We start from the raw sequence: 12976 nt of genomic DNA on the forward strand, positions 1-12976 counted from the left end.
CGGCCCGTTCGTGTTCGTGCTGACGTCCGGTCGACGTCAGTTCGTGCCGGTGGTCGGTCGGCCGGCGTCAGTTCGTGCCAGTGGTGCCCGTGTCGGTGACCGTGCCGGCCAGCGGCTTGCGCTCGGTGGGCCGGCCGCCGTTGCTTTCGACGCTGGCGCCGCCCAGCTTGGCCAGCAGGCCGGCCAGGTCGATGCCGGTCAGGTCGTTGCCGAGCTGCAGACCCTGCGCGACGTTGTTCGCCACCGACTTGGCCAGTGACGACGCCCCGTCGGTGGAGATCACCGTCATCTTGTCGATCGACCCCATCGGCGCGCTGGCCGCCTCGACGACCTGGGGCAGCACCTTGACCAGCAGGTCGAGTACGGCAGCCTCGCCGTACGCGGCGAACGCCTCGGCCTTGCGGGCCATCGCCTCCGCCTCGGCCTGGCCCCGGGCGAGGATGGCGGCGGCTTCCGCCGAGCCTTCTCGCTCGATCGCCTCGGCGATCGCGGTACGGCGTCGCTGCTCGGCTTCACCTTCCTTGGCACCCTCGATCGCGTTCGCCTCGGCCAGCGCGGCACGTCGGGCCCGCTCACCCTCACCGATGAGCCGGGCCTGCTCGGCGGCGGCCTGGGCGGCGGCGATGGTGGCCTGCCGTTCGGCGTCGGCACCGAGGACCGCCGCGCTGCGGGCCGCTTCCGCTTCCTGCTCCACGCGGTAGCGTGCCGCGTCGGCCGGCTTGCGGACCTCGGTGTCGAGTTGGCGTTCCTTCAGCTCCGCGTTGCGCTCGGCGACCTTCTGCTGTTCGGAGAGGATCGCCTGGTCCCGCTCAGCCTGCGCCAGCGGGCCGGCGGCCGCCGACTTGGCCTTGGCGGCGTCGATCTCGGCCTGGATCGAGGCCTGCTTGAGCGACAGGTTGCGGTTCGCCTCGGCGATCGCCTCTTCGGCAAGCAGCCGCTCCTGCTCGGCGGCCTGCCTGGCTCGGGCTTCGGCGATCGCCGCGTCCTTGAGCACGCGGGCCGCTTCGGGCCGGCCGAGATCCTGCAGGTAGGAGCCTTCGGCGATGATGTCCTGCAGCTGGAAGGTGTCGAGCACCAGACCCTGGTTGGTCATCGAATGTTCGGCTTCTTCGGCGACCGCGCTGGCGAAGGCGGCCCGGTCGCGGATGATCTCCTCGATGGTCAGACGACCGACGATCGAGCGCAACGCGCCAGCGAGCACCTCACGGGTGAAGTCCTCGATCTCGTCCTGCTGGTGCAGGAACCGCTGGGCGGCGGCCCGGATCGCGTCCTCCGTACCGCCGATCTTGACGATGGCGACGCCCTGCAGGTTGGCCCGGATGCCCTGCTTGCTGACCGCGCCGGCGATCTCCACGTGGATCCGGCGACTGGACAGGTCGAGCACCTGCAGCTTCTGCACCACCGGCAGGACGAAGACGGAGGCGCCCATCACCACCTTCTGCCCCGACAGGTCGGTGGATCGGGATCCGTCCAGCGCCTGGGTGGTCCGACCCTTGCGGCCGGTGACGATGAAGGCCTCGTTCGAGCCGGCCACCTTGATCCGGGAGAGCACGAACAGGATGAGAACGAACACCAGCACCGCGGTGCCGATGATCGCGATGAACAGAGGGGTCATGGACATTCCTTACTGGTGGGGTGGCAACTGGCGGGCTGACGGGTGGTTCACCGGCCGCACCGCAGGCATGGTCGGGCGCGGTCACGGGGCGCGGTCGTCACCCGGGCGGGTCACTGGACGGGTGGGGTCTGTTCGACCACGACACTGGTGTCGCTCGGCGCCTCCACCACGAACACCTGGGCACCGAGTGGGATGGGCTGGTTGGCACGTGCGCTGAGCTTGACCGGCTGGCCACCGACGCGGACACGGATCTCGCCGTACCCGCCGGGGTGGATCGGGGTGATCACCACGCCGAGTGAGCCGATCAGGTCGGTGCGGGTCGGGGTGGCGTCGGTCGGCATGTCCCGGGCCGCCCGGGACAGCCGCATGGTCAACCAACCGGCGGGTACGGCGGCCGTCACGCCGATCGCGGTGGCGGCGACGACGAGACCAGGGCTGCCGGCGCCGATCAGTTCGTTGGCGATCGCCGCCGCGAACCCGAACGTGCCGGCGAACCCGGCGACCATCTCCAGCGACACCGGACCGTCGGCACCGACGTCGCCGAAGTGCAGGATCTCGCCGCCGAGCAGCCCGACGGCGAGCACCGCCACGCCGAGGCCGCCGACGATGAGGAAGACGAGCGTCGCGGTGTCCACAGCCCGTGACGATAGCCCCGCTGGGCAACTGTCCTGGTCGGCGAAGTGCTGCTCAGCCAGGGCCGATGCACACCGCTCGATCGGCTGGCAGGGGGCGCACGGGCGGTGCCCGGTCACCGACCCGCGGGTCGTCCGCATGCGACGATGCGTCGGTGGAGATCAGGATCCGGAACGTGATCACCGAGTACGAGGCCGACCTGCTCCATCGGCTCGACACGTCGTTCTCCACCGGCAGCGTCTACCAGGTGACCGCAGGCGTGGACGGGTTCGCGCTCCGCGAGACGCCGGTCGCGCCGCCACTGCGCAAGCGGTACGACCTGGTTGAGGGTGTCACGGTCGGATCCCGACCGTGGGACCTCTACGCGCTGGCGATGGCCGGCCCGCGACCAGTCGGCTTCATGGCCACCACGTACGAGCGGTGGAACGGCCGGCAGGTGGTCAACGAACTGCATGTGGCTCCGGCGTACCGCCGACGCGGCGTCGCCCGGGAGTTGCTGAGCATCGCGCGGGTCACCGCTGGGGAGAACGGCGCCCGGGAGATCTGGCTGGAGACCCAGAACGTCAACGTCGCGGCGGTACGGGCGTACCGCCGGCTCGGGTTCACGCTCACCGGTATCGACACCACGCGCTACCTTCCGCCGTACACCGACGAGGTCGCCCTGTTCATGTCGGCACCGGTGTCGGCCGACGGCTCGTCGGCGGGTGGGCCGGCGGCCGACGGACCGACAGACCGACGGCCGGTGGACGAGCCGATAGACGAGTCGGCGGACACCTGACGGAGAATCAACTGATGCGCTGGGCGGTGCTCGACTCCCCGATCGGTGAACTGTCGGTGGCCACCGACGCGCTCGGCGTGTGCCGGGTGCGCTTCGGGCGTACCGATCCGGTCGCCGACGGCGCACCGACGGAGCCGGTGCTGCGAGCGGCGCTCGACGAACTGCGTGGCTACTTCGCCGGGGAACTGACCGGCTTCACCGTGCCGCTGTCGGTGCGTCAGGGCTCGGATTTCGAACGCGCGGTGTGGCGACGGATGAGCGCCATCCCGTACGGACAGACCGAGACGTACGGTGCGGTCGCCGCCGCGTTGGGTGATCCGCAGGCCGCGCGGGCGGTCGGGGTGGCCTGCAACCGTAATCCGATCCCGGTCATCGTGCCCTGCCACCGGATCGTCGGTGCCGGCGGCAAGCTGGTCGGGTTCGGCGGTGGTCTGCCCCGCAAGCGGCACCTGCTGGAGCTGGAGGCAGGGGTGGCGCTACGGCTGGCGTGGAGCTGACCGAGCCGTGGTGCGGGGGGCACAGCATCAGCTGGTCACCCCGCACCACGGCGGACTGGCCGGCGACGGCCAGCGGTGGCTCAACGCTCGATCTTGTGCGCGATGAAGTCCTCGACGGCTTGGCGGGCGTCGTGGTCGGCGTACTGCTCGGGCGGGGACTTCATGAAGTAGGAGGACGCGGACAGGATCGGGCCGCCCACGCCCCGGTCCAGGGCGATCTTCGCGGCGCGCAGCGCGTCGATGATCACACCTGCGGAGTTGGGCGAGTCCCACACCTCCAGCTTGAGCTCGGCGTTGAGCGGCGTGTCGCCGAACGAACGGCCCTCCAGCCGGATGTACGCCCACTTGCGGTCGTCGAGCCACGGCACGTGGTCGGACGGGCCGATGTGCACGTCGCTCTTGGCCATCTCGTGGGGCACCTGGGAGGTCACCGACTGGGTCTTGGAGATCTTCTTGGAGACCAGCCGGGTGCGCTCCAGCATGTTCATGAAGTCCATGTTGCCGCCGAAGTTGAGCTGGTACGTGCGCAGCAGCTCGACCCCGCGGTCCTCGAAGAGCTTGGCCAGGGCGCGGTGCACGATGGTCGCGCCGACCTGGCTCTTGATGTCGTCGCCGACGATCGGCAGCCCGGCGTCGGTGAACTTCCGCGCCCAGGTCGGGTCCGAGGCGATGAAGACCGGCAGGGCGTTGACGAACGCGCAGCCGGCGTCGATGGCGGCCTGGGCGTAGTACCGGGCGGCCTGCTCCGAGCCGACCGGCAGGTAGCAGACGACGACCTCCGCGCGGGCGTCGCGCAACGCCTGCGCGACGTCGACCGGCTCCTGGTCGGACTCGTGGATGACTTCCCGGTAGTACTCGCCGACCCCGTCGAAGGTGGGGCCGCGCTGGACCAGCACCCCACTGGGCGGTACGTCGGCGAAGGTGATGGTGTTGTTCTCGCTGGCGTTGATCGCCTCCGAGAGGTCCATGCCCACCTTCTTGGCGTCCACGTCGAACGCCGCGACGAACTCCACGTCCGAGACGTGGTAGTCGCCGAAGGTGACGTGCATGAGACCCGGGACGCGGTCGTTGGGATCGGCGTCGCGGTAGTACTCCACGCCCTGGACCAGGGACGAGGCACAGTTACCGACACCGACGATGGCGACGCGGACGGAGCCCATCGCGTTTGCCTCCTTCTTGTTCTTCACGGCCGCTCCTGCTCGTGCCTGGTCTGTCCAGGCGGAGGCGGATCGTTCTTCGGCTCTGGTTGGCCGGTGTGTGGTGCCCGGCCGGACCGCTCGTTGGCGATCAACTCCTCCAGCCAGCGGACCTCGCGTTCGCAGGCGTCGAGTCCGTGGCGTTGGAGTTCGAGCGTGTACGCGTCGATGCGCTCCGCGGCTCGACTGAGCACGTCGCGGAGTCCCTCCCGACGTTCTTCGACCTTGCGGCGCCGCCCCTCCAGGATGCGCAACCGGGTGGCCCGGTCGGTCCGGGAGAAGAAGGCGAAGTGCACGCCGAAACCGGTGTCCTCGTAGGTCTCCGGGCCGGTGTGCGCGATCAGTTCGGCGAAACGTTCCTTGCCCTCGGCGGTGATGGTGTAGACGACCCGACCGCGTCGGCTGGTCAGCGCGGGAATCTCGACCGCCGTGGTCGGCGCGTCACGGGCCTCGGCGATCAGGCCGTTGGCCTGCAGCCGTCGCAGGGTCGGGTAGAGCGAGCCGTAGCTGATCGCCGCACGAATGGCGCCGAGCTTGGCGGTGAGTTCCTTGCGGAGCTCGTAGCCGTGCATCGGTGACTCCTGCAGCAGACCGAGGATGGCGAGTTCCAGCACTCTGCTCCTCCTACCCCTCGATCTGCCTGCGGTTATCCGATGCGATGTATCGGACCGATACATCGTCACGGTAGACGGGATCCGGATGGTGGGCAAACACATCTTTGCGTCCGTATGGCTACCGAAGGTGACGGTGTCGCCAACTTCTGGCCGGACCGCGTACCCTCGGGTCCATGCGTTCGCAGCGCCAGATCGTCGACTACTCGCTCCAGCGGCGAGCGGTGCTGCGCGAGGTTCTCTCCGGCCGGATCGGCACCTACGAGGTTTGCGACGCGTCGCCCTACCTGAAGAACGCGGCCCGCTTCCACGGTGAACCGACCGAGCAGCGGTGCCCGATCTGCCGGCGCGAGAACCTGACCCAGGTGCACTACATCTATGGCGACGAGTTGAAGCAGTCCGCCGGGCAGGCCCGCACCCGCGCGGAGTTGTCGATCCTGGCGATGACTCTGCGTGAGTTCCAGGTGTACGTCGTCGAGGTGTGCCGCGTCTGCGACTGGAACCACCTGGTGGAGCAGTACCTGCTCGGTCGGGACGGACTCGCCGCCGCTGAGGACGACGACGCGACGGACGGTGCGTTCGCCGCGTCCGCCGGGATGTCCGGCGGCGCTGGTCAACTGTCCGGCGGCGCTGGTCAGCCGCTCATGAGCAGACGAAGGCGAGAGGCCCAACGGTGAACCCGATTGCCCGGCCGCTGCGTAGGCACCAGAGAGTGGGCAGGGCAATGTAAATGGTTAACCGGACAAGTCACGATATTTCTGATGAAGTGGCTTTCGGCTGCGGTGTCGATCCGGCGCCGGCAGTGGGCCAACTCACGGCAGACCGGTGGTGTCGCACCTGCGCATCACCGCAACCGGCAGGGTGTGACACATGAACTCGTACGGCGACCCCAACTCCGCCTCCGGGCGTGCCCATATGCCGGGCAGCGGCGGCGGACACGGATCTGAGCCGGATGACTACCGGTGGAGCCGTGGTACGGACGAACCCGTACCGGGTGCCTTCCATGAGTCCGGCCACGGCTCGCCGGGCCGATGGTCGGCTGGCGGCGGCGCGGACGTCCCGCCCCGGCCCGGGTCGGCGTCCAGTGGTCGGGCCTCGGTCGGTAGCGCTTCGACGGGCAGCGCGTCGGTCGGTGGCGTCAGCGGCCGCGCATCGGCCGGCCGTGCCTCGGTCGGTAGTGCCTCGGTCGGCGGCGCGCCGGCTGGCCGTGCCTCGGTCGGTGGCGCCTCGGTCGGCGGCGCCGGCCGGGCCAGTGTCGGCGGCCCCGGATCGGCGGCCGGCCGGGCGACCGTCGGGCGGGCCAGCGTACGGCCGGTCTCGCCAGCAAGCGGGTTCGACGGTCCGGGCGGCTTCGGCGGTGGCCCGAGTGGTCCCGGTGGCCCGGGCGGTCCCGGCGGTCCGGGTGGTCCGGGCGGTCCCGGCCGGCGCGGTCGCGGCGGTCGCGGCGGTCGCAACGATCCGGCCGCCGTCAAGAAGGCCAAACAGCGGCGGCGGATCAACCTGCTGATCGCCTCGTTCGCCGTACTGATCATGCTCACCGGCGGTGCTGTCGTCGGCGGCACGTACTACTCGACCACCGTGGCCCTGCCGGAGCAACTGCCACTCCCGCTGGCCAGTTCGATCTATGCCAACGACGGCACCAGCCGGATCGCCAAGCTCGGCGAGTTCAACCGGGTGTTCGTAACCGTCGATCAGATTCCCGAGCACGTGCAGCGGGCGGTCGCCTCCGCCGAGGACCGCAACTTCTACGACCACTCCGGTATCGACTACGTCGGCATCGCCCGAGCCGCGTGGAACAACTTCACCGGAGGCAGCCGGCAGGGTGCCTCGACGATCACCCAGCAGTACGCCCGTAACGCGATGGACCTGCAGGAAGTCTCCTACGCCCGGAAGGTCCGCGAGGCGGTCCTGGCCTCCAAGCTCAACGACCGGTACGAGAAGTCCGAGATCATGGGCTTCTACCTGAACACGATCTACTTCGGCCGGGGCGCCTACGGTATCGAGGCCGCCGCCCAGCAGTATTTCGGCAAGTCGGTCAGTGATCTGTCGGTCGCCGAAGGCGCGGTGATCGCGGGCGTGATCAAACAGCCGGAGCCGGACAGCGTCACCGGCCACCAGGGGTTCGACCCAGCGGTCAACGAGGTCGACGCCAAGGACCGCTGGGCGTACGTGCTCAACGGGATGGTCGAACGCGGCTGGCTCGATCCGGCGGAGCGGCCGGCGGAGTATCCCGAGGTCAGGGCCGTCGATCCGAACAGTTGCATCATCGACTGTGGGATCAACACGCCAGAAGGCAACGTGATCAACTACGTCCGGGACGAGATGGTGCAGATGGGCATCTGCACTCCGGACGACTGCTCCCAGAAGCTTCGGCAGGGTGGCTACAAGATCACCACGACGATCGACCCGGAGATGCAGGCCGCCGCCCGGAAAGCCGCGTGGCGCAAGACCAAGGGCTCGCCGATGGAGGGTCAGCCGGAGAACGTGATGGCGGCGATGGTCGCCATCGACCCGGAGACCGGTCGGGTGCTGGCCTATTTCGGCGGCGAGAACGGCACCGGACACGACTACGCCGGCCGCAACTACGAGAACGGCCAGTGGACCGGCGGGCACTCGCCTGGCTCGACGTTCAAGATCTATACGTTGGCCGCCGCGTTGGACAACGACATCTCGGTCGACTCGCGCTGGACCGCCAAGCCGTTCAAGGTCGAGGGCACCGAGATCGAGGTGCAGAACGCGGGCCGTAACGCCAGCTGCGGCGAGTGGTGCTCGCTGGAGTTCTCCACCGTGCAGTCCTACAACGTGCCGTTCTACCACGTGACCGAGCAGATCGGCGCGGACAAGGTGGTCGGGATGGCGAAGGCGGCCGGCATCAACACGATGTGGAACACCGCCGACGGCAAGCCGTACGACCTGGCCGCGATCGACGACCCCAAGCAGGTCGCACCCTCGCCGTTCTTCAACGTCGTCGGCTACGGCCAGTACCCGGTCACCGTGCTCGACCACGCCAACGGAGTGGCCACCCTGGCCAATCGCGGCGTCTACAACAAGGCCCACTTCGTGATCTCCGTCGAGCAGAAGAACCTGGTCAACGGCGAATGGGTCAAGGTCGGCGGCGAGCAGCTCAAGCCGGAGCAGCGGATCCGTACCGAGGTGGTCGCGGACCTGACCGACGTGTTGACCAAGATCCCGGACAACATCGACAAGGATCTCAAGAACGGGCGTCCGGTTGCCGGCAAGACCGGTACCTGGGAGCTCAACGAGTCCAGTGGCGAGAACGGCGACGCCTGGATGATCGGCTACACCCCGCAGATCGCCACGGCGGTCTGGGTCGGCAACGTCGGCGATCGCAAGGCCCTGCGGGACAAGAACGGCAACAAGATCGGCGGTAGCGGGCTTCCCGCGACCATCTGGCAGCGCTTCATGAACGAGGCGCACGACGGCATGGACGTCGAGCGCTTCCCGGCCGCCCGGGAGATCGGCAGCGTCGACGCCGGCAACGGTAAGTCGCCGGCGCCACCACCGGCACCGGATCCGCCCCGTGGCGGCGGCAACCCCGCCTGCGACGGCCCGCTCGGTCCGCTGCTCTGCCCCAACGGCAACAACAACGGCAACGGCAACAACCCCGGTAACAACCCCGGCAACGGCAACGGCAACGACGGTGGCGGTCAGGACGCCGCCCCCGGCGGTGGCGGTCAGGATGGCGAGGCCGGCGATGGGACGGGCCTGGATCTGTTCAACGGTGGCGGCGGCGGTGGCGCGAGTGTCCCCCCGACAGCGCCGGCAACCGGTTGATCGATATCTGTCTCTGATCTGAGGTGCGACGGGTCGGCGACCAGGGCAACTGCCCTGGTCGCCGACCCGTCTTCGGAACGAGTGTCCCGACATGTGCGATCCTGGGCAGACGTCGACCCGTCCGGTACGGCAGGATGCCTGTTCATGAGCGTGCAGCCGCCGAACGGCATCGACGAAGCTGAGCGGGATCCGCAGCCGGTACAAGCCGGTGCCGGCCACGGTGGATCGATCGTCGAGGCCACCGTCGATCATCCTTCCCGCACCGACGGATTCGTACGCGGGCTTTCCGAGGCGATCGGTGGCCCGCTCGGTCGCCACGCCGGTGCCGGGGACTCGGCGACCACCAGATCCGGCGGGTTCTGGACCGCCGGCCGGATCGTGCTCGCCCTGGTCTGCCTCAGCCTCGCCCTGCACTGGGTGCAGAAGTCACCCTGCATGGACGGTGCCTGGCAGAACAACGTCCAGTACAACCGGTTCTGCTACACCGACGTGCTGGCGCTCTACTACGCCGAAGGACTCAACGAGGGCAAGATCCCCTACCTGGACCACCCGGTCGAGTATCCGGTCGTCACCGGCTACTTCATGGGAATCCTGGGCTTGCCGGTGCACGCGATCGGCGCGGACCGTCCAGAACTCAACCAGGCGATGTGGTTCTACAACCTCAACGCCCTGGTGCTCTGCGCCCTCGCGGTCGCCGCAGTCGCCACCATCCTGTCCCTGCGCCGCCGTCGCCCGTGGGACGCCGCGATGTTCGCCCTGTCCCCGGCGCTGGTGCTGACCGCCACCGTCAACTGGGACATGCTGCCGATCGGCTTCGCCGCCTTCGGCCTGTACGCCTGGGCCAAGAAGCGGCCGGTCCTGGCCGGCATCCTGCTGGGCATCGGTGGCGCCGCCAAACTCTGGCCGCTGTTCATCCTCGGTCCGCTGCTGGTACTCGGCATGCGATCGGCCCGGCTGCGAGCCGCCGGCACCGCGATCGGCGCGGCCGTGCTGACCGTCGTCGCGGTGAACCTGCCGGTCTACCTATACGCGCGCAGCGGCTGGGACCGCTTCTTCGAACTCAACTCGGAACGGCCGATCGACTGGGGAACGTTGTGGTACATCGGCCGCTACCTCGACGGCAAGTGGGCCGCAGGCATTCCCGGTGACCAGGGACTGTTCCAGTGGTTGAGCAACAACATCCCCACCCTCAACAACGTGTCGTACGCGCTGTTCGCGCTGGCCTGCGCCGCGATCGGCCTGCTCGCCCTGCTCGCGCCACGCCGTCCGCGCGTCGCCGCGCTCGCCTTCCTGGTGGTGGCCGCCTTCCTGATCTTCAGCAAGGTCTGGTCACAGCAGTTCACCCTCTGGTTGCTACCGCTGATCGTGTTGGCCCGCCCACGCTGGGGTGCCTTCCTCGCCTGGCAGTTCGCCGAGGTCGGTTACTTCCTCGCCTTCTATGGTCAACTGCTCGGCATCTCGACCGGTAGCCCGGTCATCCCGGAAGGGGTCTTCGTCCTCGCCGCCACGCTGCGCCTGGGCACCGTGATCGCGCTCTGTGCCTTCGTCGTTCGCGACATCCTGCGGCCGGAGCTCGACCCGGTACGGCACAACTACGCCGACGACCCGGACGGCGGCGTCTTCGAGGGCACCTCCGACGCCGACTGGCTGCGACGACTTCGAGAGCGGCTCCGAGACCAACTTCGCGCCCGACTCAGCGCCGGCACCTCCGGTGGCGGTACCGGGTCACAACCGGAAGACCACGGTGTCGCCGATGTCGGCTCGGTCGATGCCGAGCCCGTCAACCGGTAGATCGATCGTGGTCTGCCACGGTGTGCCCAGCACCTCGTCACGCCGGATCACCACCGTACGAACCCCCAGTTCGCGCAGGTAGGAGATGCTCGCCTCGTCCGGGAAGGTCAGGGTCACCTCACGCACCTCGGCCAGCCGTCGCGGGGTGAACCCGCTGCCGCCGTTGACCACCGGCTGGAAGCGGGTGGTCGACCAGAGCATCACGTGCTGGTCGAGGTTCTGACCGCTGGGCAGCACCAGGATCGGTCCGTCGTCGACCCGCATGATCTGTGGTTGGGCGGGCACCACCGGATGCGGTGTCACGTTGAGCCCCTCGACCAGGACGAGCAGCAGTGGCAGCAGGGTGGCCAACCGCAGCCAGGCACCGGGACGTTCGGTCACCCGCTGCCGGGCGATCTCGCCGACCCGGTCGACGAAGGCACCGACCGCGCCGGCGGCGAGAACGGCCAACAGCAGGGTCGTCCAGAGCATCATCCGGCCCGGGGTCCGGATGCCGTCCCAACCGGGCACGTGCTCGAACAGCAGCCCGTAGGTGTAGGTGCCGCCGAAGAAGGTGGTGCCCATCGCCAGCGCGCCGCCGAGCAGGGCGCCGCCGAGCAGCAGCAGACGTTGCCGCAGGGTCCAGATGGAAAAGACCAGTCCGGCCAGGGCCAATGCGTAGAGCACGAAGCCGGGGAGCAGGGTCATCTCCGGATGCCAGGGCAGGGCGGCCCGAGCATCGGCGTGCAGGTCTCCCCAGATCCGGGACTCCTGGGGAGCGGTGAAGAAGCCCGCCAACGGTGGGGAGTACGCGGCCAGGTCGTCCATGGTGCGCGCGGCGTTCGGATGCAGCTCGGCCACCCGGAAGTACGGGATCGCGAGCAGCACGCCGACCGCGGCGAACAACGCCCCGCCGGCCAGGTCGGCGAGGAGTAGTACGGCCCCGAACGGCTTGCGTCGCGGCCAGAACCAGGTGCGGCGGACCACGTACATGATTACGCTGACCAGGCAGATGGCGGCCAGGATGTAGATGAACGGCAGTCCGATGCCGAAGCCGAGACTGATCTGCCAGGCGGCGGTGAGCCAGCCGGCGAGCGCCCAGGCCACGTTCCGCCGCTGCGGCCGGTAGCCGTGCCGCAGCGACCAGCCGTGCCCCCGCGCCAGCATGGCCAGCGCCAGCGGGATGCCGCCGTTGGAGACGATGTGCAGGTGCCCGGCCTGGGCGAGCAGCCAGGGCGCGTAGGCGTAGGCCGCTCCACCGACGACGGCGGCGGTCCGACCCGCGCCGAGTTGACGGACGAGCGCGTAGGCCCCGAGCGCCGCCAACGCGTGCGCCAGCACGAACATGATGTTGTATCGCGCGACGGCGGCGACCGGTCCGTCACCGATCATCCCGGCCGGGGCGTAGCCGAGCAGAGTGTCGGAGAAAGCGAAGCTCCACGGCTCCGGGTAAAAGGTGTTGGACCGCCACAGCTGGGTGGGGTCGGTCAACAGGATGTGTCCCGACCAGGCCATCTGCCAGGCCTGCAGGGTCGGATCCCAGGTGTCTTGCGGAATCGTGTAGAGCGGGTAGCGCAGCGTTGGCCAGGTCATCACGACCGCCAGCGCCAGGGCGGCCAGGCCGGCCAGCGTCCACTCGTGCGTCAGCCGCCGGCCGACCGCCGCGCCGGCACGTCGTAGCCGACCGGGCGGGCGGTCCGGTGCCGGGGCGAACGCGACGAACGGATCCGCCGGCTTCGGCGGTTCGGGGGCTGGCGTGGGTGTCGCGGCTTCGCCGCCGTCGGTCGTCCCGGTGGTGCCGGCCTTGGTGGTGTCGGGTTCGACCGCGTCGGCCGTCTTGGTGGTGTCGGGCCCGGAGGCATCGTGGTCGGCTACCGCTGGCGCGGGGAGGTCGACCTTGGTCGCCGCAAGCGGAGGGGACTCGTCGGCGGCTGCCGCCGGAGTTGGCGTTGCCGCCGGAGTTGGCGTTGCCTCCGGAGCTGGTGCGGCGTCCGTGGCCGAATCGGGTCCGGCGGAGTCAGGATCCCGTGCGCCCGGGGTCGATGGCTGCGTGCTGCTCATGTCGAGGCCGTCTTGTCTCG

10 protein-coding genes are annotated in these 12976 nt (G+C 69.3%); 5 read left to right on the forward strand and 5 right to left on the reverse strand.

From position 1 onward, the window contains the following. Positions 1–67 precede the first annotated feature (67 nt). On the reverse strand, positions 68–1615 hold the full coding sequence (locus O7632_RS02925) for an SPFH domain-containing protein (protein WP_278111204.1): 1548 nt from the start codon (positions 1613–1615) through the stop codon (positions 68–70). 110 nt (positions 1616–1725) lie between these two features. Next, on the reverse strand, positions 1726–2250 hold the full coding sequence (locus O7632_RS02930; RefSeq protein WP_278111206.1) for an NfeD family protein: 525 nt from the start codon (positions 2248–2250) through the stop codon (positions 1726–1728). Positions 2251–2402: 152 nt separating this feature from the next. Here O7632_RS02930 and O7632_RS02935 point away from each other — a divergent pair, with 152 nt between their 5' ends. Both O7632_RS02935 and O7632_RS02940 read left to right on the forward strand, forming a co-directional pair. Then, positions 2403–3026, forward strand: coding sequence for a GNAT family N-acetyltransferase (locus O7632_RS02935; RefSeq protein WP_278111207.1), 624 nt, complete (start codon positions 2403–2405; stop codon positions 3024–3026). 14 nt (positions 3027–3040) lie between these two features. Beyond that, positions 3041–3523 carry a methylated-DNA--[protein]-cysteine S-methyltransferase gene (locus O7632_RS02940; protein ID WP_278111209.1) on the forward strand — a complete coding sequence of 161 codons (483 nt, stop codon included), beginning with the start codon at positions 3041–3043 and terminating at the stop codon, positions 3521–3523. A gap of 80 nt (positions 3524–3603) precedes the next feature. Here the strand turns inward: O7632_RS02940 and O7632_RS02945 are convergent, their stop codons facing one another. Both O7632_RS02945 and O7632_RS02950 read right to left on the reverse strand, forming a co-directional pair. Beyond that, positions 3604–4683 carry an inositol-3-phosphate synthase gene (locus tag O7632_RS02945; RefSeq protein WP_278119787.1) on the reverse strand — a complete coding sequence of 360 codons (1080 nt, stop codon included), beginning with the start codon at positions 4681–4683 and terminating at the stop codon, positions 3604–3606. A 23-nt stretch (positions 4684–4706) separates the two neighbouring features. Then, positions 4707–5333, reverse strand: coding sequence for a PadR family transcriptional regulator (locus O7632_RS02950; protein WP_278111212.1), 627 nt, complete (start codon positions 5331–5333; stop codon positions 4707–4709). Positions 5334–5506: 173 nt separating this feature from the next. Between O7632_RS02950 and O7632_RS02955 the strand changes: the two genes are divergently transcribed. The 3 genes from O7632_RS02955 to O7632_RS02965 all read left to right on the forward strand — a co-directional run bounded on the left by O7632_RS02955 (position 5507) and on the right by O7632_RS02965 (position 10916). Next, the gene (locus O7632_RS02955; protein WP_278111214.1) at positions 5507–6007 is read left to right on the forward strand and encodes a DUF5318 domain-containing protein; all 501 of its coding nucleotides are present in this window, start codon (positions 5507–5509) and stop codon (positions 6005–6007) included. A 193-nt stretch (positions 6008–6200) separates the two neighbouring features. Beyond that, positions 6201–9125, forward strand: a complete 2925-nt coding sequence (locus O7632_RS02960) for a transglycosylase domain-containing protein (RefSeq protein WP_278111216.1) — start codon at positions 6201–6203, stop codon at positions 9123–9125. A gap of 144 nt (positions 9126–9269) precedes the next feature. Beyond that, positions 9270–10916, forward strand: coding sequence for a glycosyltransferase 87 family protein (locus tag O7632_RS02965; protein WP_278111219.1), 1647 nt, complete (start codon positions 9270–9272; stop codon positions 10914–10916). Here O7632_RS02965 and O7632_RS02970 read toward each other — a convergent pair. Further along, positions 10851–12956 (reverse strand): hypothetical protein, encoded by a 2106-nt coding sequence (locus O7632_RS02970; RefSeq protein WP_278111220.1) that lies wholly within the window; start codon positions 12954–12956, stop codon positions 10851–10853. The two genes, O7632_RS02965 and O7632_RS02970, sit on opposite strands and share 66 nt — an antisense overlap. Positions 12957–12976 lie beyond the last annotated feature (20 nt).

It is taken from the genome of Solwaraspora sp. WMMD406 (assembly GCF_029626025.1).
GTDB lineage: Bacteria > Actinomycetota > Actinomycetes > Mycobacteriales > Micromonosporaceae > Micromonospora_E.

Bases quoted from the DNA above. Each gene is read 5' to 3' on its own strand.
- O7632_RS02940 (WP_278111209.1), top strand. From the start codon at position 3,041: ATGCGCTGGGCGGTGCTCGACTCCCCGATCGGTGAACTGTCGGTGGCC.
- O7632_RS02945 (WP_278119787.1), bottom strand. From the start codon at position 4,683: ATGGGCTCCGTCCGCGTCGCCATCGTCGGTGTCGGTAACTGTGCCTCG.
- O7632_RS02965 (WP_278111219.1), top strand. From the start codon at position 9,270: ATGAGCGTGCAGCCGCCGAACGGCATCGACGAAGCTGAGCGGGATCCG.
- O7632_RS02925 (WP_278111204.1), bottom strand. From the start codon at position 1,615: ATGACCCCTCTGTTCATCGCGATCATCGGCACCGCGGTGCTGGTGTTC.
- O7632_RS02960 (WP_278111216.1), top strand. From the start codon at position 6,201: ATGAACTCGTACGGCGACCCCAACTCCGCCTCCGGGCGTGCCCATATG.
- O7632_RS02970 (WP_278111220.1), bottom strand. From the start codon at position 12,956: ATGAGCAGCACGCAGCCATCGACCCCGGGCGCACGGGATCCTGACTCC.
- O7632_RS02955 (WP_278111214.1), top strand. From the start codon at position 5,507: ATGCGTTCGCAGCGCCAGATCGTCGACTACTCGCTCCAGCGGCGAGCG.